The following is a 21,386-nucleotide window of genomic DNA, read 5'->3' as shown; positions in this document are numbered from 1 at the left end:
GGCTTTGCCAGGCCACAGGGTGCGTCCCCCCGCGCAGCAGGGGGGAAACCGCGTCAGCGGCGCAGGGGGGACTTCATTCAGTCATCCCCGCCGATGAGCCCGCCCAGCAGGCCACCGCCCAGGATGCCCGCCGCCAGGCCGCCCTGCTCCCCGCCCGAGCCACCACCGCCCTGCGTGCGCGGCGCCGCCGCGAAGATGCGCGAGGCCAGGCGCGCAAACGGCAGCGACTGGATCCAGACCGTACCGGGGCCTCGCAGGGTGGCGAAGAACAGGCCCTCGCCGCCGAACAGCGCGGTTTTCACGCCCCCCACGAACTGGATGTCGAAATCGATGCCCGTGGTGTAGGCCACCACGCAGCCGGTGTCCACCCGCAGCACCTCGCCCGGCGCCAGATCGCGCTTGAGCACCGTGCCGCCCGAGTGCACGAAGGCCAGGCCGTCGCCTTCGAGCTTCTGCATGATGAACCCTTCACCGCCGAAGAAGCCGGTGCCCAGCTTGCGCTGGAAGGCGATGCCCAGCGACACGCCCTTGGCGGCACACAGGAAGGCGTCGCGCTGGCAGATCAGGGTGCCGCCGATCTGGGACAGATCGAAGGGAATGATCTTGCCGGTGTAGGGCGCCGCGAAGCCGACCTTGCGCTTGCCACTGCCCTGGTTGGTGTAGACCGTCGTGAACAGCGACTCGCCTGTGATCAGGCGCTTGCCCGCACCCAGCAGCTTGCCGAACAGGCCGCCGGCTCCCGACCCGGCGGAGCCGTCACCGAAGACGGTGGTCATGCCGATGCCGTCCTCCATGTACATCATGCTGCCGGCCTCGCCGATCGCGGCCTCGCCCGGGTCAAGCTCGATCTCGACGAACTGCATGTCGTCGCCGTGCAGGTAATAGTCAACAACGTCCATCGCCATGGAAATCACTCCAGAAACAGGGCACATGCCCGAGCGGCGGAGGATAGCGGAAGCGAACAGAGCCCAGTGCCAGAACGCGGCGAAACTGGCTCTGCCAGGCCGCATCGCGTTGCCCCTCGAGGGGGTCGCGCGCAGCGCGGCGGGGGTGGACTACTTGACTTCGGGCAGCAGGCAGCCTTCGACGACCTGCAGGTCGTTGTCCTTGGCGAAGTTCATGACGAAGTCCCAGGCCATGGGCTCGGCCTCGCGCAGGTCGGTGTGCACGATCACCACCTTGGTGCCGTTCATCACCGTCGGCACGCACCAGGGCGAGTACGCAATGTGGCTGCCGATGCGGCCGGACGCACCACCCGGGCCGAACGGGCTCATCACGCCCGCCAGACGCTCCGCCCAGTCGCTGGGGCGAAACGTGCGCCCATCCCGGGTGATTCCCTGGATGAACACTTGTTTGGTGGTGGGGCGGTCGGCCATGGAATGGAATGCCGTTGCGGATGGCGGTATTCTATCTTATATAAGACTTGAGATCAGGGTTAACCCGGCCGACGGCGGCTGACGGTACTGTGCCGCATCTCTGTGATGCAGAACAAGCAAAGAAGATGCCGGTGCCTGCCCCTAAAATCGCCTTTCAACGGCTCAACCTGCGTTGAGCCGCTTCTTTTTCTGGCCCCTGCTTCCGGAGTTCCCTCATGAAAGCCGCCCCCATCGTTCCGTCTTCGCCCCATGTGATGAACACCTACGGCCGCCTGCCGATCGCCCTGACGCACGGCAAGGGCTGCCGTGTCTGGGACGTCAACGGCAAGGAGTACCTGGACGCGCTGGCCGGCATCGCGGTGAACACCCTCGGGCATGGCCACCCCAAACTGGTGAAGGCGCTGCAGCAGCAGGTGGCGGACATGATCCACTGCTGCAACTACTACCACGTGCCCGGCCAGGAAGAACTGGCGAAGCTGCTGGTGGAACGTTCGGGCCTGACCAATGCCTTCTTCTGCTCCACCGGGCTGGAGGCCAACGAGGCCGCGCTCAAGCTGGCGCGCAAGTTCGGCCACGACAAAGGCATCGAGAAGCCGCAGATCGTGGTCTACGAGAAGGCCTTCCACGGCCGCTCCATCGCCACCCTGTCGGCCACGGGCAACCCCAAGGTGCAGGCCGGCTTCGGCCCGCTGGTCGAAGGCTTCATCCGCGTGCCGGCCAACGACCTGGAGGCACTGAAGAAAGCGACCCAGGGCAACCCGAACGTGGTCGCCGTGTTCTTCGAGACCATCCAGGGCGAAGGCGGCATCAACCCCATGCGTGCCGAGTACCTGCAGGGCGTGCGTGCGCTGTGCGACGCCAACGACTGGCTGATGATGATCGACGAGGTGCAGTGCGGCATGGGCCGCACCGGCAAGTGGTTTGCCCACCAGTGGGCCGGCATCAAGCCGGACGTGATGCCGCTGGCCAAGGGCCTGGGTTCGGGCGTGCCGATCGGCGCCGTCGTCGCCGGCCCCAAGGCCGCGAACATCTTCGGTCCGGGCAACCATGGCACCACCTTCGGTGGCAACCCGCTGTCCATGCGCGCGGGCATAGAGACCATCCGCATCATGGAAGAAGACGGCCTGCTGCAGAACGCCGCCAGGATGGGCACGCTGATCCAGACCAAACTGGTCACCGCCCTGATGGGCAAGAAGGGCGTGAAAGAGGTGCGCGGCCAAGGCCTGATGATCGGCATCGAGCTGGAGCAGCCCTGCGGCGTGATCACGCAGCGCGCGGCCGACGCCGGCCTGCTGCTGTCGGTCACGGCCGACAACGTGATCCGACTGGTGCCGCCGCTGATCATCAGCGGCGCCGAGGCCGACGAAATTGTCGCCCGCCTGCTGCCGATCATCGAGACCTTCCTGAAAGAACAGGGCTGACCGCCCGGAGCGCACCGCATGAGCATCCGCCACTACCTGCAGTTCAAGGATTTCAGCGCCGAGGAATACGGCTACCTGCTGCGCCGCGCCGCCTTCATCAAGGCCAAGTTCAAGGCGGTCGAGAAGTACCAGCCCTTCGCCGACCCGGACCGCACCCTGGCCATGATCTTCGAGAAGGCCAGCACGCGCACCCGCGTGAGCTTCGAGGCCGGCATGTACCAGATGGGCGGCTCGGTGGTGCACCTGACCACCGGCGACAGCCAGCTCGGCCGCGCCGAGCCGATTGAAGACAGCGCGCGCGTGATCAGCCGCATGGTCGACATCGTGATGATCCGCACCTTCGGCCAGGACAAGATCGAGAAGTTCGCGCAGTTCTCGCGCGTGCCGGTCATCAACGGACTGACCAACGAGTTCCACCCCTGCCAGATCCTGGCCGACCTGTTCACGCTGACCGAGTACCGCCCGGCCCCCAGCGGCGACCCGCTGGACGCCGTCCGCGGCAAGGTGGTGGCCTGGGTGGGCGACGGCAACAACATGGCCAACACCTGGCTGCAGGCGGCCGAGCTGCTGGGCTTCACGGTGCACGTGAGCACGCCCAGCGGCTACGAGGTGGACGCGAAGCTGGCCGGCATCAGCAACCCGGCCTGCTACAAGGTATTCAAGGACCCAAAGGAAGCCTGCCAGGGCGCCGACCTGGTGACCACCGACGTGTGGACCAGCATGGGCTACGAGGCCGAGAACGAGGTGCGCCGTGCCGCCTTCAAGCAGTGGTGCGTGGACGAGGCCATGATGGCCGTGGCCCAGCCCGACGCGCTGTTCATGCACTGCCTGCCCGCCCACCGCGGCGAGGAAGTGACCGCCGAGGTCATCGACGGCCCGCAGAGCGTGGTCTGGGACGAGGCCGAGAACCGCATGCACGTGCAGAAGGCGCTGATGGAATACCTGCTGCTGGGCCATCTGGCCTGAGCGGAATCGATGCGGATTCGCCCTATCGAACAGGCAGACTACGCCGGCTGGCGCCCGCTCTGGGACGGTTACAACGCGTTCTACGGACGTGCGGGCGACACGGCCTTGGATGAAGCGATCACCTGCCAGACATGGGAGCGCTTCTTCGTGGCATCCGATCCCGTCAAAGCATTTGTCGCAGAGTTGGACGGGCAAATCGTAGGCCTGGTTCATCTGGTCTACCACCCCAGCACCACCCGCCAATGCGACGTCTGCTACCTGCAAGACCTGTTCACCTCGCCAATGGCCAGAGGCCGTGGCGTTGGGCGCAGGCTGATCGAGCGGGTGTACGCAGAAGCGCAATCCAAAGGCTGCTCCAGGGTGTACTGGACGACCTTTGAAGACAACAGAACGGCCCGCGCGCTCTACGACCAGGTTGCGCAGTACAACGGCGCGATCATGTACGTGCAAGAGATCGCCTCATGAGCGCCTGCACCAGCTGCGGCGCCTGCTGCGCCAGCTTCCGCGTGGACTTCTCGGTGTACGAGACCCAGTCCGAAGGCGGCAGCGTGCCCGAAGGCCTGTGGGTGCCTGTGACCGACCACATCAGCCGCATGCGCGGCACCGACCACGGCCGTCCGCGCTGCGCGGCGCTGTACGGCCCCGTGGGCCAGAAGGCCACCTGCGGCATCTACGAATGGCGACCCAGCCCCTGCCGCGAGTTTGAAGAGGGCAGCGACGCCTGCGACACCGCGCGGCGCCGCCACGGGCTGGCACCGCTGGCCGGCCACTGATAGCCCCATGCAAGCCCTGCTCGACGCCATTGCTGGCGCCACACCCGGCACCGACGCCTGCCGCCTCTTCCATGGCCGCGGTGGCCTGCACCCCGGCAGCGAGGACTGGGCACTCGACTGGTACCCGCCCGTGTGGGTGCTCACCAAGTTCGGAGAGGCCACCGACGACGAGACCCGTGCCGTGGGTGAGGCGCTGGCCGCCCGGCAGGCCCAAGTCGCGCCCGGCCAGCCGCTGAACTGGGTGTTCCAGCGCCGCCAGCCCGACGGCCCGGTCAGCCGTCCCGTCACCGACGTGATGGCCGGCGGCGTGCCCGATCCGCATGTGGTGACCGAAGACGGTGCGCGCTACCGCGTGCAGGTGCAGCGCGGCCAGAACCACGGCCTGTTCCTCGACATGGCCGAAGGCCGGCGCTGGGTGCGCGCGCATGCGCAAGGCGCCAAGGTGCTCAACCTGTTCGCCTACACCTGTGCCTTTTCGGTGGCCGCGCTGCAGGGCGGCGCGAAAGAGGTCATCAACCTCGACATGGCGCAGGGCGCGCTGACCACCGGCCAGCAGAACCACCAGCTCAACGGCATCCACGGTCGCGCCAAATTCCTCGCGCACGACCTGTTCAGCTCCTGGGGCAAGGTCACGCGCATGGGGCCGTACGACCTGGTGGTTGCCGACCCGCCGAGCTACCAGAAGGGCAGCTTCGTGGCGACCAAGGACTGGCCGCGCCTGCTGCGCCGCCTGCCCGACCTGCTCAAGCCCGGCGGCCGTGCCCTGCTCTGCCTGAATGCTCCGGAGATCCCCGAACAGTTCCTGCGCGACCAGCTGGCCGCCGAGGCGCCGGCACTGGTGATCGAGCAGCGCCTGCCCAACCCCGCCGCCTTCGCCGACGTGTCGCCCGACCGCGCGCTCAAGGTGCTGGTGGTGCGGCTGCCGGCGCTGGCCTGACCGGCTTCAGTGGCAGCCACCCGAGCGGCCGCTGCAGCCCTTGCAAGCCCCGCAGGCCGACGGTGGTGGGGTCTCGGCCTCCGCCGGGTTGCGCAGCGGCGACCCGGACCGCACGCGGCGCCACCACGGCCGCAGCAGGTAGACCAGCGCGCCGCCCACGCACAGCAGCACGATCAGAAACTGGATGTTCATGAACCGCTCCAGGCCAGCACCAGCCGGTAGGTGAACCACGAGGCCACCCAGGCCAGGGCGAACAGGTAGACCGTGACGATGGCCGCGTGGCGCCAACCCCCCGCCTCGCGCCGGATCGCCGCCAGCGTGGCCACGCACTGCGGCGCGTAGACGAACCACACCAGCAGCGACAGCGCCGTGGCCAGTGACCACTGGCTGCCGATCAGGCCACCGAGTGCGTCGGCCACCTGGTCGCCGCTGGCGCTCAGCGCGTACACCGTGCCCAGCGCCGCAACCACGACCTCGCGCGCGGCCATGGCCGGGATCAGCGCCACCACGATGCGCCAGTCGAAACCCAGCGGCGCGAACAGCGGCGCCAGCAACAGGCCCAGGCGGCCGGCGAAGCTGGCCTCAACCGGCGCGCCGGTGAATCCCTCCGGCGGCGCCGGGTAGCTGGAGAGGAACCACAGCAGCACCATCAGCGCCAGGATGATCCCGCCCACGCGCCGGATGAAGATCAGCGCGCGCTCCCACAGGCCGCGCGCGATGTTGCGCACGCTGGGCCAGCGGTAGGCCGGCAGCTCCATCAGCAGCGGCGTCGACCGGCGGCCGGCGCCGCGGCGCGAGACGATGAAAGCCACCGCCATCGCGCTGGCGATGCCCAGCGCGTACAGCCCAAACAGCACCAGACCCTGCAGGTTGAACAGGCCCGCCACGCTGCGCTGAGGCACGAAGGCGCCGATCAGCAGCGCGTACACCGGCAGCCGCGCCGAGCAGGTCATCAGCGGCGCCACCAGGATGGTGAGCCAGCGGTCGCGCCAGTGGCTGATGGTGCGCGTGGCCATGATGCCGGGCACCGCGCAGGCGAAGCTGGACAGCAGTGGAATGAACGAGCGGCCCGAGAGCCCCACGCTGCCCATCAGCCGGTCCATGAGGAAAGCCGCGCGCGGCAGATAACCCGAGTCTTCGAGCAGGAAAATGAACAGGAACAGCACCAGGATCTGCGGCAGGAACACCAGCACGCCACCCACGCCCGCGATCACGCCGTCCACCAGCAGGCTGCGCAGCGGCCCCTCGGCCATGTGCGCAGCCACCTGCTCGCCCAGCCAGCCCATGCCCGCTTCGATCAGGTCCATGGGCCAGGCGGCCCAGGCGAACACCGCCTGGAACATCAGCAGCAACAGGCCCGCCAGCAGCACGTAGCCCCAGACCGGGTGCAGGGCCCAGCGGTCGATGCGGTCGTCGGCGGTCCAGCGGCGCGGCGGCTCGTCCAGCACCGCGGCCAGCAGGCTGCGCACGCGCAGGTTCAGCTGCCCGGGGTCGGTCGCCACGCCCAGGTCGCCGGGTGCTTGCGCTGGCGGCAGACCGGCCGCCATCAGTTCGTCGAGCTGGCGCAGCAGGGCCTGGGCACCGTCGCGCTGCACGCCCACGGCCGTGACCACCGGCAGGCCCAGTTCTTCGGCCAGGCGGGCGGTGTCGATGCGCAGCCCCCGCGCCTGCGCCACATCGGCCATGTTCAGCACCAGCACCATCGGCAGGCCCAGCGCCTGGGCTTCCAGCACCAGGCGCAGGTTCAGGCGCAGGTGGGTGGCGTCGACCACGCAGACCAGCAGGTCGGGCCGCGCCTCGCCGGGCAGGCGGCCGGTGACCACGTCGCGCGTGACCGACTCGTCCTGGCTCAGCGGCTCCAGGCTGTAGGTGCCCGGCAGGTCCAGCACCTGGGCCCGCCGGCCCTGCGGGGTTTCGAGCCAGCCCTGCTTGCGCTCGACCGTCACGCCGGCGTAGTTGGCGACCTTCTGGCGCGCACCGGTGAGCAGGTTGAACAGCGCGGTCTTGCCGCAGTTCGGGTTGCCCAGCAGCGCCAGGCGGGGCAGTGCCACAGCGCCGTTCATGCCGCCTCCCGAACGCGCAGCAGCGCCGCCTCGTGGGCCCGCAGCGCGAAGGTCGAGCCACCCACGCGCACGGCGATCGGCCCACCACGGCCGCCGGCGCGCGCCACGATTTCGACCACCTCGCCGGGCAGGAAGCCGATCTCGGCCAGGCGGTGCAGGGTCCGGCGAACCTCGGGGTCGTGCACCGTCGCAAAACCCTGCAGCAGCGCCGGGGTGCGCAGGGGCCAAGCGTCGAGCGTGCGCGGCGCGGTGTCGCGGGCGTCCGGGCAGGCGCCGGTGCAGGAAGGGGACGGGGCAGTGGACATGGTGGAACCCGACATTGGAAGAAGAGATGTTTTCAATGTAATCAAACGAGAGTGGTTCTCATTTGCTTTTAATCAAAGTCTGGCCGGATTTCTTTGCCCTGCATCCGATTTGCTTTAGGTTTAAATTATTGTCTGATCGTTGGGAATAACCGACACCACGGTTTTTTCGTGGGTGCTACCTTCCGCTAACCATGAAAAAGCTCTGGGACATTTCCCCTCCTGTGCACGCCGGATCGCCCGTGTTTCCGGGCGACACGGCCTATTCGCAACTGTGGGTGGCCCGCATCGGCCCCGGCTGCCCGGTCAATGTGAGCGCCCTCACGCTGAGCCCGCACGTGGGCGCCCACGCCGACGCGCCGCTGCACTACGACCCCGAGGGCGCGGCCATCGGCGCTGTGGACCTGCAGGCCTTCATCGGCCCGTGCCGGGTGGTCCACGCCATCGGCTGCGGGCCGCTGGTGCGGCCGGAGCACATCGCGCACGCGATGGACGGCCTCCCGCCACGGGTGCTGGTCAGGGTCTACGAGCGCATGCCGCAGGACCGCTTCGATACCGCCCTGCCCGCCTTCGCACCCGAGACCGTGGCCCTGCTGGCCGACCGCGGCGTGGTGCTGATCGGCATCGACAGCGCCAGCATTGACCCGGCCGAGAGCAAGACCCTGGACAGCCACCAGACCATCCGCCGGCGCGGCCTGCGGGTGCTGGAGAACCTGCTGCTGGACGACGTGCCCGAGGGCGACTACGAGCTAATCGCCCTGCCCCTGAAACTGACCACCGCCGACGCCAGCCCGGTGCGCGCGGTACTCAGAGAACTGTGAACCCGAAGGAAACGCACCGATGACCACCAAAGAAGACTGCCTGCAGAGGGACATCCAGGACCCGCTGCGCGACCTGCGCGACGAGTTCAACCTGCCCGTCGACACCATCTACCTCGACGGCAACTCGCTGGGCGTGATGCCGCGGGCCGCCCCCGGCCGCGTGGCCCAGGTGGTGACGCAGGAATGGGGCACCGACCTGATTCAAAGCTGGAACAAGCACGGCTGGTTCCAGATGCCCGGAAAGGTGGGCGACAAGATTGCCCGACTGATCGGCGCCGGCCCTGGCGAGGTGGTGGCCACCGACAGCACCTCGGTCAACCTGTTCAAGGTGCTGAGCGCGGCCATGAACATCGCCGCCGCCGACGCACCCCAGCGCAAACGCATCGTCAGCGAGCGCAGCAACTTCCCGACCGACCTCTACATCGCCGAGGCGCTGTGCAAGCAGCACGGCATGGAACTGGTGCTGGTCGAGCCCGAGGAGATCGCCGCCTCGCTGACCGCCGAGGTCGCCATCCTCATGCTCACGCACGTGAACTACCGCACCGGCGCGATGCACGACATGGCGGCCGTGACCGCGGCCGCGCACGCCGAGGGCATCCTGACCGTGTGGGACCTGGCGCACAGCGCGGGCGCGGTGCCGGTGGACCTGAAGAAGGCCAAGGCCGACTTCTCGGTCGGCTGCGGCTACAAGTACCTCAACGGCGGCCCCGGCGCGCCGGCCTTCGTGTGGGTCAACCCGCTGCATGCCGACCGCTTCTGGCAACCGCTGGCCGGCTGGTGGGGCCACGCCGCGCCCTTCGCCTTCACGCCCGACTACCAGCCCGCACCGGGCATCACGCGTTACCAGTGCGGCACGCAACCCATGATCAGCCTGGCCGCGCTGGAATGTGGTGTGGACACCGTGCTGGGCGCCGAGCCCTTCGGCGGCATGGCCGCGCTGCGCGCCAAGTCGCTGGCGCTGACCGACCTCTTCATTCAACTCGTCGAAGAGCGCTGCGCGGGCCACGGCCTGGGTCTGGCGACGCCACGGGAACACGCGCTGCGCGGTTCCCAGGTCTGTCTGACCCGAGACGAAGGGGCGTACGCCATCGTGCAGGCCCTGATCGCGCGCGGCGTGATCGGCGACTACCGCGCCGGCGACGGCGGGCGCCACAAGGACATCCTGCGATTCGGCTTCACGCCGCTGTACATCGGCTTTGTCGACGTGTGGAACGCGGTCGAGTACCTGAAGCAGGTGCTCGAATCGGGCGAGTGGAAGCGCCCCGAGTTCAACCAGAAACATGCGGTGACCTGAGAGGAGACGCCATGACCTGCCCCTACCACGACACCGGCGGCAGCACGCCCGCCTCGGCCACCGAATCCATCGTGCGCGACGAGAAGGCGCAGCTGGATTTCAGCCACGACATGAGCTACGGCGACTACCTGCAGCTCGACGCCATCCTGACGGCGCAGAAGCCGCTCTCACCCGCGCACGACGAGATGCTGTTCATCGTGCAGCACCAGACCAGCGAACTCTGGATGAAGCTGATGCTGCACGAGCTGACCGCCGCCATCCGCAACATCGCGGCCGACGAGCTGAACCCCGCCTTCAAGCAGATGGCGCGCGTCTCGAAAATCATGGAACAGCTGGTGCACGCCTGGGACGTGCTGGCCACCATGACACCGCCCGAGTACAGCGCCATCCGGCCCTACCTCGGTCACTCCAGCGGCTTCCAGAGCTTCCAGTACCGCTGCATCGAGTTCGCGATGGGCAACAAGAACGCGGCCATGCTCAAGCCCCACGCCCACCACCCGGAGCGCGCGGCCATGGTGCAGGCGGCCTACGAAGCGCCTTCGCTGTACGACGAGAGCCTGCGACTGCTGGCGCGCCGCGGCATCGCCGTGCCGGCCTCGCATCTGCAGCGCGACTGGACCCAGCCCTACGAGGCCAGCGAGGCGGTGGAGCAGGCCTGGCTGCAGGTCTACCGCAACCCGAAGCAGCACTGGGACCTGTACCAGCTCGGCGAAGAACTCACCGATCTGGAGGACGCCTTCCGCCTCTGGCGCTTCCGCCACGTCACCACGGTCGAGCGTGTGATTGGTTTCAAGCGCGGCACCGGCGGCACCGGCGGCGTGAGCTACCTGCGCAAGATGCTCGATGTCGTTCTTTTCCCCGAGATCTGGACCCTGCGCACCGCGCTCTGATCTCCCACGCTCCGGCATGATGGCGCATGGCCGCCATCACCCTTGCCCACCTGCGCCGCCACGCCGTGGCGCGCAGCCTGTTCACACCCACCACCCTGCCCCGGGCCATCGCGCGCCTGGGGTTTGTGCAGGCCGACCCGATCCGTTCGCCCGCCCGCGCACAGGACCTGACGCTGCGCCACCGCGTCCAGGGCTACCGGGTGGGTGACCTGGAACGGCGTTACCCGAAGCTTGCGATCGAAGAGGACTTCTTCGTCAACTACGGCTTCGTCACACCCGAACTGCACGCGCTGATGCACCCGCGCTCGGACCTGCGCGAATGGCCCGCCGAACGCTGGGCGCAGGCCGAGGCGGTCTGGCACTTCGTGCAGGCGCGTGGCGAGGCGCACCCGCGCGCGGTGGACGAGCACTTCGCCCACGGCCACACCACCAACGGCTTCGGCGGCCGGTCCAAGGCCAGCACCCAACTGCTGGACGCGATGCACTACCGCGGCCTGCTGCGCGTGGCGCGGCGCGACAACGGCATCCGCCTCTACGCCGCCCACCAGCCGCAGACCGCGCCCGACGATGTGCCCGCCACGCTGGACCGGCTGGTGGACGTGCTGGTGAACAAGTACGCGCCCCTGCCCCAGCCCGGCCTGCGCCAGCTGGTGGCCATGCTCCAGCACGCGGTGCCGCAGTGGAAGGGCCTGTTGCGCGCGGCGCTGCAACGCGCCACCCAGCGCCTGCCGAGCGCCGAGCTGGACGGCGTGCGCTGGTTCTGGCCGGATGGCGAAGACCCGGCCGCGCGCCGCTGGAAAGTGGAAGAGCGCGTACGCCTGCTCGCCCCCTTCGACCCCGTGGTCTGGGACCGCGACCGCTTCGAGCGGCTGTGGGGCTGGGCCTACCGCTTCGAGGCCTACACCCCGCCCGCGAAGCGCGTGCGCGGCTACTACGCGCTGCCGCTGCTGTGGCGCGACGAAGTGATCGGCTGGGGCAACCTGTCGGTGGTGGGTGGGCGCCTGCAGGCCGACATCGGCCATGTCAACGGACAGGCGCCGAAAGACCAGGAGTTCCGGCAGGCGCTGGATGCCGAGCTGGCGGACATGGCCGCCAGCCTCGGGGTCAGTTCGGCTTGATGTTGTTCTTCTGGATCACTTCGGCCATCGCTGCCGTGTCCGCGGCGATGCGCTTGGCCAGGCCCTCGGGCGAGGTGCCCGCCACCTGCCAGCCCTGGTTCAGGATCTTCTGGCGGATCTCGGGGCGGCGCACGATCTCGGCCAGAAGCGTGGCCAGCTTCTGCACATGGGCCTTGGGCATGCCCACCGGTGCGGCCACCGCGTTCCAGATCTCCAGCTGCAGGCCCTGCACACCCGCGTCGGCCAGGCTCGCCACCTCGGGCACCACGCTGCTGCGGCCCGTGGATGTGACGCCGACCGCCTGCAGCTTGCCGCCCTTGACCTGGGCCATCGCCAGCCCCGGCGGCAGCAGCGCCATCTGGACCTGGCCGCCGATCAACCCGGTGATCACCTGCGGGTTGCCCGGGTAGGGCACATGCACCGGCGCGATGCCGGCCTTGGCCTTGAGCAGTTCCATGCCCAGGTGGGCCACCGTGCCCACGCCGGGGGTGCCGTAGTTGAGCTTGTCGCCCTGCGCCTTGGCCTGGTCGAAGAAGGCCTTGCCGACCGGTGCGCCTGCGGGCGCCGCCAGCACCAGCGGCGAGACCGCGATCAGCGAGACCGGCTGCAGGTCCTTGAGCGGGTCGTAGGTGGTGGCGGGGTTGAGGATCTTGGCGATGGTGAGGTTGCCGTTGATCATCAGCCCGATGGTGTGGTCGTCGGTGGCGCGGGCCACGGCGTCGGCACCGATGTTGCCGCCCGCGCCGGCCTTGTTCTCGACGATCACCGGCTGGCCGAGCGCCTGCGACAGCGGCTCGGCCAGCAGGCGCGCGGTCAGGTCGGGCGAGGATCCGGCCGGGAAACCGACCACCATCTTCAGCGGCTTGCTGGGCCAGGCGGTCTGGGCGAAGGTGGACGACGCACCGAGTGCAAAAAACATCCCTGCGGCGATGGTGGCGGCAATGGCTTGGCGGCGTGGCTGGCTGGGCATGGGTCGGCTCCTTGGAAAGTGGTCAGGCCGCGAGGGGATCGGGCGGCCCACTGTACAGCCAGGGATTGTCCATCAGCGATTCGCCCAGCACCGCCATGGCCGCATTGCGCGCCAGGCGCAAGGCTCCGCTGGCGTGGAAGATGGTGCCGTTGCGCTGCGAGCGGGCCTGCACGCGCGCGTTGCGCTGCCAGCGGGTCTGCGCGTAGCGCGCAAACAGCGTGGCCCAGTCGATGGGGCCCTGGGCCGCGCCGGCCAGGCGACCGAGCGTCCAGGCGTCTTCTATGGCCATGGCCGCTCCTTGCGCCAGGTAGGGCCGCAGCGGGTGGGCCGCATCACCCAGCAGGGCCACGCGGCCGCGGGCGTGTTCGCCGGGTCCGGCCACCGGCGAGCGGTCGTTCAGCGCCCAGAGCTTCCACTCCCCCACCCGGTCGAGCATGGCCCTGAGGTCCGGGCAGACCGGCCCCAGCGCGCGCAACAGGTCGGCCTGCCGCGCCTCGTGGCTCCAGCTCTGGGGGTCGCTGCCGGGCGGGCCGCCGTGGCCGCGACCGAGCAGCCCCTCGACCACCGCGACCACGTTGAACCACTCACCGCGCCGCACCGGGTAATGCACCACGTGCAGGCGGGGCCCAAGCCAGGCGGTGACCACCGGTTCGCGCATCACGTCCGGCAACTCGTTGGCCGCCACCATGCCGCGGTAGGCCAGGTGGCCGCTCACCCGCGCCGGCCGGTTGCCCAGCAGGCCGATGCGCACCCGGCTCCAGAGCCCGTCGGCCCCGACCAGGGCATCGGCCTCGTAGACGGCGTCGCGCTCGCAGGTCACGCGCAGGCCGTCGGCCGCCTCCTCGTACCCGGCCAGCCGGGTGTCCAGATGCAGCCGGATGCGGGACTCGCGCTGCACCGCTTCGAGCAGCAGGCCGTGCAGGTCGGCGCGGTGGATGGTGGCGTAGGGCGCGCCATAGCGGGCCCGGCTGGCGGCCCCCAGGCGGAGTCTGCCCAGAGAGGCCGCGTTGTGCGCGTCGCGCACCTGCAGCGACTCGGGAAACGCCGCACAGGCGCGCAGCGCACCGGACAGGCCCCAGGCCTCGAGCACCCGGACGGCGTTGGGGCCGAGCTGCAGGCCCGCCCCCACCTCACCGAACGCGGCGGCCTGCTCCAGCAGGTCCACCCCCACGCCAGCGCGCGACAGGGCCAGCGCACACGCCAGCCCACCGATGCCGCCACCGGCGACGACGACCTTTTGATTCATGGCGGCGATTGTGCCGGTGCGCCACCCGCCGGCGTTGACGAATGTCAGGGTTGTTTGCGACGGTCCGGCGCCGGGCCGCCCCAAGCCGGACCAGCCCCCGGACCCGGCAAGGACCGGGGCCCTCCCCGGTCCTGGGGCAGCGACCCGCGCAGCGACGGATCGTGGGGGCTACAGCACCCTGTTGAACCAGAACAGCGACAAGCCCGCAGACAACAGCACCAGCACCGCCGCCGCCAGCGCCAGCAGGCCCGAGACCTCGGTCTCCTTCTTCTCCACCGTCAGCCGCGTGCTCAGCGACTCGTACACCTGCTGGAGGTTCTCGGCCGTGCCGGCGTAGAAGTACTCGCCCTTGGTGTCGCGCGCCACCGCCTTGAGCGTGTCCTCGTCCAGCCGCACCCGCATCGACCAGCCCTCGAAACCGATCACCTCGCCGTCCACCGTGCCCACACCCACGGTGTAGACGCGCACGCCGCGGTCGGCCGCCATCTTGGCCGCCTCGTCCGTGTCGACACCGGTGGTGCGCTGGCCGTCGGTCAGCAGGATGATCGCGGCCGAACCGTAGGAGCCCGGCGGCACCGGCTCGAACGGCTTCTTCTCGGTCTGCGGCTGGTCGATGGCCCGGCCCTGCGGCGCGAACGGGTCGTTGCTGGCACGGCCGTAGGTCACACTGGCCAGATCGACTTCGCCCGGAAACAGCTCGGAGAGGGCCACCACGATGGCGCTGCCGATGGCCGTGGCGCGCTGCAGCTGGAACTTGTCGATGGCGACGTTCAGGTCTTCGCGGCTGAGCGTGACCGGCTGCACCACCTGGGCCGAGCCGGCAAAGGCCACGATGCCCACCTTCACATGCCGCGGCAGCTCCTTGAGGAAGGCCTTGGCCGCGTTCTGCGAGGCCACCAGGCGGTTGGGCTGCACGTCGGTGGCGCGCATGCTGCCCGAGACGTCCATGGCCAGGATGATGGTCTGCTGGGTCGAGGGCAGCGTGACGGTGGCCACCGGTCGCGCCGCGGCCAGCAGCATGGCGGCAAACGCCAGCAGCAGCAGCAGGGGCGGGATGTGGCGCCGCCATCCGGTTGTGCGGCCCATGGCTTCGCGCACGATGGACAGGCTGGCGTAGCGCAGCGCCACCTTCTTGCGACGGCGCAGGATCCACCAGTACAGCAGCACCAGCAGGGGCAGCACGGCCAGCAGCCAGAGGAACTGCGGCCAGAGGAAGTTGACGGGCAGGTCCTTCATGCGGCGGCTCCGGAAAGCGTGGGCGTGAGGTGGGCGGGCCGGCCCTGCCGCAGGCTGCTGCGGCGCTTGCGCAGGTCCACGAAACGCAGGATGGCGTCGGCCAGGTCGTCGCCGGTGGACAGCTCCAGCGTGTCCACGCCAGCGCGGCCCAGGCTCTCGCGCAGCGTGGCCTCGCGCTGCGCGGCCAGGCGGGCAAAGCGCTGGCGGAAGCCCTTGTCGGCGGTGTCCACCATCAGCTGCTCGCCGGTCTCGGCGTCGCGGATGGGGATCAGGCCCAGGTCGGGCAGTTCCAGCTCCAGCGGGTCCAGCAGGCGCACCGCCACCACGTCGTGGCGCCGCGCCAGCTCACCCAGCGGCTTCTCCCAGCCGGGCTCGCTGATGAAGTCGGACACCACGAACACCGTGGAGCGCTGGCGCACGCTGAGCGTCGCGGCGTGCAGCAGGTCGGCCAGGCGGGTGGCACCCGCTTCCTTCGTGCCACGCGGGGGCGGCGCCGAGGCATCGGCGCCGATGAGCTGCAAGAGCCGCAAGACCTGCAGGCGCCCGCCGCGCGCGGGCAGCACCGTGTCGACCGCGGCACCACCGCGCGCGCCATAGAGCATCGCGCCGACGCGGTTGCCGTGGCGGCTGATCATGCGCGCCAGCACGCCGACAAAGCCCTGCAGCAGCTCACGCTTGCGCTGCTCGCCCGAGCCGAAATCGACCGAGGGGCTGAGGTCCAGCAGGAACCAGGCGGCCATCTCGCGGTCCTCGGTGAACACGCGCACGTGCGGCGTCTGCAGCCGCGCGGTGACGTTCCAGTCGATGTGGCGCACGTCGTCGTGGTGCTGGTACTCGCGCAGGTCCGCCAGGTCCAGCCCAGTGCCGCGCATCAGCGTGCGGTGGTCGCCCTGCAGCAGGCCGTCGAGCCGTTTCAGGACCGTCCATTCCAGACGCCGCAGCAAGGCCTCCGTGCGCCCGCCGTCGCCCACCGGCAAATCGGCCGGTGGCGGTGGCGCCTTTCGCTTGAACAGGCTCAGCAGCATGGCGGTGCTCCGGTCAGGCCACCTTGCGCTCGTGCTCCAGCGGCTTGGCCGGGGCCGGCACCGCCTTCATGATGCGCTCGATCAGGGCGTCGCTGGTCAGCCCTTCGGACAGGCCTTCGTAGGACAGCACCACGCGGTGGCGCAGTACGTCGGGCACCAAGGCCACCATGTCCTCGGGCAGCGCGTAGCTGCGGCCGCGCAGCAGGGCCAGCGCCCGCGCGCCCTCGACCAGGCCGATGGTGGCACGCGGGCTGGCGCCGTAGGTGATCAGTCGGCCCACGTCCTTGAGCCCGTGCCTCTCGGGCGTGCGTGTGGCCGACACCAGCTTCACCGCGTACTGCACCAGTGAAGGATCGACATACACCTCGCGGCACTGGGCCTGCAGCGCCGCCAGCTGGTCGGTGGTGGCCACGGCGTTGACCTGCACCGCCGGGCCGGTGACGCGCTCGACGATGACGTATTCCTCCTCGTCGGTCGGGTAGTCCACCAGCACCTTCATCATGAAGCGGTCCACCTGCGCCTCGGGCAGCGGGTAGGTGCCTTCGGTCTCGATCGGGTTCTGCGTCGCCATCACCAGGAAAGGCTCGGGCACACGGTGCGTCTCGCCGGCGATGGTCACCTGCCGCTCCTGCATCACCTCCAGCAGCGCGCTCTGCACCTTGGCCGGCGCGCGGTTGATCTCGTCGGCCAGCAGCAGGTTGGCGAACACCGGGCCGAGCGCGGTGGAGAAGTCGCCCGTCTTCTGGTTGTAGATGCGCGTGCCCACCAGGTCGGCGGGCACCAGATCGGGCGTGAACTGGATGCGCTTGAAGCGGCCCTGCACAACGTTCGCCAGGGTCTTGACCGTCAGTGTCTTGGCCAGGCCGGGCACGCCCTCGACCAGCAGGTGCCCCTGCGCCAGCAACGCAACCATGACGCGCTCCAGGAACCGGTCCTGCCCGACCACCACGCGCTTGACCTCGTAGAGGATCTGCTCCATGAGCTGGGCGGTGTCGGGGCTGGTGTGGTCGCTCATGAAACGCTCCTTGGTGTCAGAAGGGAGGAAGACCGGCGGCGGAGGCCGCGCTCTCGATGGGCACAGCAAAACCGATGCCCAGGAAGGTCCGGGCGCGGGTCGGGTTGAGGATGCCGGTGACCACACCCACCACCTCGCCATCCATGGTGACCAGCGGGCCGCCGGAGTTGCCGGGGTTGGCGGCGGCGTCGAACTGGATCAGGTTGTCGATCTCCTGCGTGCCCTCGGGCGACTTGAAGGATCGGCCCAGGCCGGAGATCACGCCGGCCGAGGTCGAGGGGCCGATGCCGAAGGGGAAGCCCACCGCCACCACCTCATCGCCTGGCACCAGATCGGCGGTGGTGCGCAATGTGGCTGCGTGCAGGTCGTCTGGAAGGGTGTGGGCCTGCAGCACGGCCAGGTCGTGCTGGGCCTGCACGCCCGCCACGCTGGCCCGGGACTCGCTGCCGTCGGCGAAGGTCAGCTTGATGCCCTGGGCGGACTGCACCACATGCAGATTGGTCAGGATGATGCCCTCGTCCTGGATCACCACCCCGGTGCCCACGCCCTGCTCCACTTCCTCGCCCTTCTTGTCCTTGTCGTAGGCCACCACGCGCACCACGGCGGGGCGGATTTTCTCGGCGGCGCGCGCAGCGCGCGAGGGCAGGTTCTGGGTGCTGAGGGTGCGCAGGACGGCGGCGTCGATGTCCTTCTGTGTCAGGGCCCTGGGCGCCTTCGCGGACTGCTGCCACCAGAGACCGCCCAGCAGGGCCAGCACCAGCAGCCAGGCACTCCAGATCACGCGGTGGTCCCGGCCGGCGCCGGCCAGCCGCTGGCGCCAGTGCGGCCGGGGCGCTGCGGGTGCCGGTGCCGGTGGCGCCTCGCCCTGGACCACATCGCTCTTCACCCGCGCCGCCTCCGGCGCTGGGCCGGGGCGGGCCGATCGGCTGTAGAGCGGGGTCTGGCGCATGGCGGACTCCTGATGCGCCCGGCGCGGGCGCGTTGAACGGATGATGCCGGTTTGCGGCGCCGGGCTCAAGCGCCCAGCAACTGCCTCAACACGTAGGGGAGGATTCCGCCGGCCCGGAATTGGTTCACTTCCACCGGCGTGTCGATGCGCAGCACCAGCGGACGGGTCAGGCGCGTGCCATCGGCGCGGGTCACCACCAGGGTGGCTTCGCTCAGCGGCCGCAGGTCGGGCCGGGGCAGCACGTCGATCTGCTCGTCACCGCGCAGGCCCAGCGACTCCCAGGAATCGCCCGGCGCAAACTGCAGCGGCAGCACGCCCATGCCCACCAGGTTGCTGCGGTGGATGCGCTCGAAGCTGCGCGCCACCACCGCCCGGATGCCCAGCAGCTGCGTGCCCTTGGCGGCCCAGTCGCGGCTCGACCCGGTGCCGTACTCCTCGCCCGCGAACACCACCGTCGGCACGCCGGCCGCGCGGTAGCGCATGGCCGCGTCGTAGATGCTCATCTTCTGGCCCTGGCCCGTGCCCTCGTGCTGGTAGAGCGTCCAGCCGCCCTCCTCGCGCGAGCCGTCGGGGCCAGCGGGCAGCATCAGGTTCTTGATGCGCACGTTGGCAAAGGTGCCGCGGATCATCACCTCGTGGTGGCCGCGCCGCGCGCCGTAGCTGTTGAAGTCGGCCTTCTGCACACCGTGGGCCAGCAGCCACTGGCCGGCCGGCGAAGCTTCGGCAATCGAGCCCGCGGGCGAGATGTGGTCGGTGGTGATCGAGTCGCCGAACAGCGCCATGACGCGCGCGGCGCGCACGCCGGGGTCGGTCTGTTCCGGCGCCTGCAGCGCGAAGCCGTCGAAGAACGGCGGCTCGGCGATGTAGGTGCTTTGGGGCCAGGTGTAGGCCAGCCCGTCCACGCCACGGATGCGCTCCCACAGCGGGCCCGGCTCGGTGGCAATGCGCTCGTAGTTCTCCCGGTAGGCCTTGCCGTGCATCGCGGCCTTCATCAGCGCATGCACCTCGTCGCTGGAGGGCCAGATGTCGCCCAGGTACACCGCCTGCCCCCGGGTGCCGAAGCCGACCGGTTCGGTCATCAGGTCTCGCAGCACGGTGCCGGCGATGGCATAGGCCACCACCAGCGGCGGGCTGGCCAGGAAGTTGGCCTTGAGCCGGGGATGGATGCGCGCCTCGAAATTGCGGTTGCCCGAGAGCACAGCCGCGCAGACCAGGTCGTTCCGGGCGATGGCCTCGCCGATGTCCGGCCGGAGGTCCCCTGCATTGCCGATGCAGGTGGTGCAGCCATAGCCGGCCAGGGCGAAACCCAGTTTTTCCAGGTACGGCAACAGGCCGGTTCTGGTCAGGTACTCGGTGACGACCCGCGAACCGGGCGCGAGCGAGGTCTTGATGTGCGGCTGCACCTTCAGCCCAGCCTCGACGGCCTTCTTCGCCAGCAGCCCGGCGGCCAGCATCACGCTGGGGTTGCTGGTGTTGGTGCAGCTGGTGATGGCGGCGATCAGCACGTCGCCATTGCCGATGGTCAGCTGCTTCTGCGCCGCAGGCAGGGGCGGATCGGCCGGGGCGTGGGCGGTGGCGCGCGCGGGTTTGTTGGCCTCCATCTCGGCCACGAAGCGTGGTGCGCCAGGCGGGGTGGGCGTGGCGTTCTCGGGCGCCAGGGTGTCGGCCGGCTCACCCGGATCGGGCTGGTGGCGCGTGTGCAGCAGCGCCGCCGGCTGATTGAAGCCGTTTTCGGCGGCGGGCCGGCTGAACAGTTCGGCGAACTGCCGGGCCACATGGCCGAGTTCGATGCGGTCCTGCGGGCGCTTGGGACCGGCCAGGCTGGGCGTCACCTGCCCCAGATCCAGCCGCACCACCTGCGAGTAGTGGATGTCGCCCGCCGCCTGAGAGGCCCCCGCGGCCCCCGGCACACCGAACAGGCCCTGGGCACGGAAGTAGGCCTCGAAGGCCTCGATCTCGACGCTGCCGCGGCCGGTGCCGCGGAAGTAGTCGATGGTCTTGCCGTCGACCGGGAAGAAGCCCATGGTCGCGCCGTACTCGGGCGCCATGTTGGCGATGGTCGCGCGGTCGGGCAGGGAGAGTGAGGCCGTGCCCTCGCCGAAGAATTCGACGAACTTGCCCACCACCTTGTGCTTGCGCAGGATCTCGGTGACGGTGAGCACCAGGTCGGTGGCGGTGCAGCCCTCGCGCAGGCGGCCGGTCAGCTCGAAGCCCACCACATCGGGCGTGAGGAAGGCCACTGGCTGCCCCAGCATGGCGGCCTCGGCCTCGATGCCGCCCACACCCCAGCCCACCACGCCGATGCCGTTGATCATCGTCGTGTGGCTGTCGGTGCCCACCAGGGTGTCGGGGTAGTAGAGCCCGCCCTTGAGGTGCACGCCGCGCGCCAGGTGTTCGAGATTGACCTGGTGCACGATGCCGAAGCCCGGCGGCACCACGCCGAAGGTCTCGAAGGCCTGCATGCCCCACTTGAGGAACTGGTAGCGCTCCTTGTTGCGCTGGAATTCCAGCTTCATGTTCAGGTCCAGGGCGTTCTTCGTGCCGTAGTGGTCCACCATCACCGAATGGTCCACCACCAGGTCCACCGGCACCAGGGGTTCGATGCGCTTCGGATCGTGGCCCAGGCGCTGCGCGGTGCTGCGCATGGCGGCCAGGTCGGCCAGCAGCGGCACGCCGGTGAAGTCCTGCAGCACCACGCGCGCCACCATGAACGGGATCTCGTCGGTGCGGGGTGCGTCGGGCTGCCAGTTGGCCAGTTGCGCCACCTGCTCGGGCAGCACCTTCTCGCCGTCGCAGTGACGCAGCACGCTCTCCAGCACGATGCGCAGCGACACCGGCAGCCGGCTCACATTGGGGAACTGCTGCGCCAGGGCGGGCAGCGAATAGAAGCGCCCCGACTTGCCGGACGCAGTTCGAAAGGTTTTGACAGTGCTGGAAAACGGATGCTGGAAGCGGGTGTTCGGCACGGGGGCGTCTCCTTGGAA

Annotated in this window: 21 protein-coding genes; 9 read left to right on the top strand and 12 right to left on the bottom strand. The window is 69.5% G+C overall.

Annotated elements, in window-relative coordinates:
- Positions 1-77: 77 nt before the first annotated feature.
- On the bottom strand, positions 78-905 hold the full coding sequence (locus HPS01S_RS00880; protein ID WP_066149842.1) for a TIGR00266 family protein: 828 nt from the start codon (positions 903-905) through the stop codon (positions 78-80).
- Positions 906-1,055: 150 nt separating this feature from the next.
- Positions 1,056-1,376, bottom strand: coding sequence for a DUF3579 domain-containing protein (locus HPS01S_RS00875; protein ID WP_066149839.1), 321 nt, complete (start codon positions 1,374-1,376; stop codon positions 1,056-1,058).
- 215 nt (positions 1,377-1,591) lie between these two features.
- Here HPS01S_RS00875 and HPS01S_RS00870 point away from each other — a divergent pair, with 215 nt between their 5' ends.
- From HPS01S_RS00870 to HPS01S_RS00850, 5 genes are read left to right on the top strand one after another with little or no spacing between them, the layout of a single operon-like run.
- Positions 1,592-2,797 carry an aspartate aminotransferase family protein gene (locus HPS01S_RS00870; RefSeq protein ID WP_066149836.1) on the top strand — a complete coding sequence of 402 codons (1,206 nt, stop codon included), beginning with the start codon at positions 1,592-1,594 and terminating at the stop codon, positions 2,795-2,797.
- Positions 2,798-2,815: 18 nt separating this feature from the next.
- Entirely contained in the window at positions 2,816-3,763 is a 948-nt protein-coding gene (gene argF / locus HPS01S_RS00865) for an ornithine carbamoyltransferase (protein ID WP_066149833.1), read from the top strand.
- A gap of 9 nt (positions 3,764-3,772) precedes the next feature.
- Complete coding sequence (locus HPS01S_RS00860; protein WP_066149829.1) at positions 3,773-4,228, top strand: GNAT family N-acetyltransferase; 456 nt, start codon at positions 3,773-3,775, stop codon at positions 4,226-4,228.
- Positions 4,225-4,536: a YkgJ family cysteine cluster protein gene (locus tag HPS01S_RS00855; protein WP_066149827.1), complete on the top strand. Its 312-nt coding sequence runs from the start codon at positions 4,225-4,227 to the stop codon at positions 4,534-4,536. Before HPS01S_RS00860 ends, HPS01S_RS00855 begins: the two co-directional genes overlap by 4 nt.
- A 7-nt stretch (positions 4,537-4,543) precedes the next feature.
- The gene (locus HPS01S_RS00850) at positions 4,544-5,473 is read left to right on the top strand and encodes a class I SAM-dependent methyltransferase (protein WP_066149824.1); all 930 of its coding nucleotides are present in this window, start codon (positions 4,544-4,546) and stop codon (positions 5,471-5,473) included.
- 6 nt (positions 5,474-5,479) lie between these two features.
- Here the strand turns inward: HPS01S_RS00850 and HPS01S_RS00845 are convergent, their stop codons facing one another.
- The 3 genes from HPS01S_RS00845 to HPS01S_RS00835 are packed head-to-tail and all read right to left on the bottom strand — an operon-like array spanning position 5,480 to position 7,841.
- Complete coding sequence (locus HPS01S_RS00845; RefSeq protein WP_066149821.1) at positions 5,480-5,665, bottom strand: hypothetical protein; 186 nt, start codon at positions 5,663-5,665, stop codon at positions 5,480-5,482.
- A complete protein-coding gene (gene feoB, locus HPS01S_RS00840; protein ID WP_066149819.1) occupies positions 5,662-7,536 on the bottom strand; it encodes a ferrous iron transport protein B in 1,875 nt (624 codons plus the stop codon). Before feoB ends, HPS01S_RS00845 begins: the two co-directional genes overlap by 4 nt.
- Positions 7,533-7,841, bottom strand: coding sequence for a FeoA family protein (locus HPS01S_RS00835; RefSeq protein WP_079367123.1), 309 nt, complete (start codon positions 7,839-7,841; stop codon positions 7,533-7,535). The genes feoB and HPS01S_RS00835 overlap by 4 nt, the downstream gene beginning before the upstream one ends.
- 191 nt (positions 7,842-8,032) lie before the next feature.
- Here HPS01S_RS00835 and kynB point away from each other — a divergent pair, with 191 nt between their 5' ends.
- From kynB to HPS01S_RS00815, 4 genes are read left to right on the top strand one after another with little or no spacing between them, the layout of a single operon-like run.
- Positions 8,033-8,659 (top strand): arylformamidase, encoded by a 627-nt coding sequence (kynB, locus tag HPS01S_RS00830; RefSeq protein ID WP_066149817.1) that lies wholly within the window; start codon positions 8,033-8,035, stop codon positions 8,657-8,659.
- A 19-nt stretch (positions 8,660-8,678) separates the two neighbouring features.
- Positions 8,679-9,953, top strand: a complete 1,275-nt coding sequence (kynU, locus tag HPS01S_RS00825; protein ID WP_066149814.1) for a kynureninase — start codon at positions 8,679-8,681, stop codon at positions 9,951-9,953.
- A gap of 11 nt (positions 9,954-9,964) precedes the next feature.
- Positions 9,965-10,843 carry a tryptophan 2,3-dioxygenase gene (gene kynA / locus HPS01S_RS00820; RefSeq protein WP_066149811.1) on the top strand — a complete coding sequence of 293 codons (879 nt, stop codon included), beginning with the start codon at positions 9,965-9,967 and terminating at the stop codon, positions 10,841-10,843.
- Between the two features lie 26 nt (positions 10,844-10,869).
- Positions 10,870-11,961: a DNA glycosylase AlkZ-like family protein gene (locus HPS01S_RS00815; RefSeq protein WP_066149808.1), complete on the top strand. Its 1,092-nt coding sequence runs from the start codon at positions 10,870-10,872 to the stop codon at positions 11,959-11,961.
- Here HPS01S_RS00815 and HPS01S_RS00810 read toward each other — a convergent pair.
- The 7 genes from HPS01S_RS00810 to HPS01S_RS00780 all read right to left on the bottom strand — a co-directional run bounded on the left by HPS01S_RS00810 (position 11,948) and on the right by HPS01S_RS00780 (position 21,368).
- On the bottom strand, positions 11,948-12,931 hold the full coding sequence (locus HPS01S_RS00810; RefSeq protein ID WP_066149805.1) for a Bug family tripartite tricarboxylate transporter substrate binding protein: 984 nt from the start codon (positions 12,929-12,931) through the stop codon (positions 11,948-11,950). The two genes, HPS01S_RS00815 and HPS01S_RS00810, sit on opposite strands and share 14 nt — an antisense overlap.
- A 22-nt stretch (positions 12,932-12,953) precedes the next feature.
- On the bottom strand, positions 12,954-14,177 hold the full coding sequence (locus tag HPS01S_RS00805; protein ID WP_066149802.1) for an FAD-dependent monooxygenase: 1,224 nt from the start codon (positions 14,175-14,177) through the stop codon (positions 12,954-12,956).
- Positions 14,178-14,345: 168 nt separating this feature from the next.
- Positions 14,346-15,413 carry a VWA domain-containing protein gene (locus HPS01S_RS00800; protein ID WP_066149801.1) on the bottom strand — a complete coding sequence of 356 codons (1,068 nt, stop codon included), beginning with the start codon at positions 15,411-15,413 and terminating at the stop codon, positions 14,346-14,348.
- Positions 15,410-16,438: a DUF58 domain-containing protein gene (locus HPS01S_RS00795; RefSeq protein ID WP_066149798.1), complete on the bottom strand. Its 1,029-nt coding sequence runs from the start codon at positions 16,436-16,438 to the stop codon at positions 15,410-15,412. Before HPS01S_RS00795 ends, HPS01S_RS00800 begins: the two co-directional genes overlap by 4 nt.
- A gap of 13 nt (positions 16,439-16,451) precedes the next feature.
- The gene (locus HPS01S_RS00790; protein WP_066149796.1) at positions 16,452-17,453 is read right to left on the bottom strand and encodes an AAA family ATPase; all 1,002 of its coding nucleotides are present in this window, start codon (positions 17,451-17,453) and stop codon (positions 16,452-16,454) included.
- A 16-nt stretch (positions 17,454-17,469) separates the two neighbouring features.
- Complete coding sequence (locus HPS01S_RS00785; protein ID WP_066149793.1) at positions 17,470-18,402, bottom strand: S1C family serine protease; 933 nt, start codon at positions 18,400-18,402, stop codon at positions 17,470-17,472.
- Positions 18,403-18,467: 65 nt separating this feature from the next.
- On the bottom strand, positions 18,468-21,368 hold the full coding sequence (locus HPS01S_RS00780; RefSeq protein WP_255284123.1) for an aconitate hydratase: 2,901 nt from the start codon (positions 21,366-21,368) through the stop codon (positions 18,468-18,470).
- Positions 21,369-21,386 lie beyond the last annotated feature (18 nt).

The organism is Hydrogenophaga pseudoflava NBRC 102511, assembly GCF_001592285.1.
In the GTDB taxonomy this organism is placed as follows: Bacteria; Pseudomonadota; Gammaproteobacteria; order Burkholderiales; family Burkholderiaceae_C; genus Hydrogenophaga; species Hydrogenophaga pseudoflava.
Note: the sequence above shows the minus strand (reverse complement) of the source record. Positions and strands in the feature narration are given on the sequence as shown.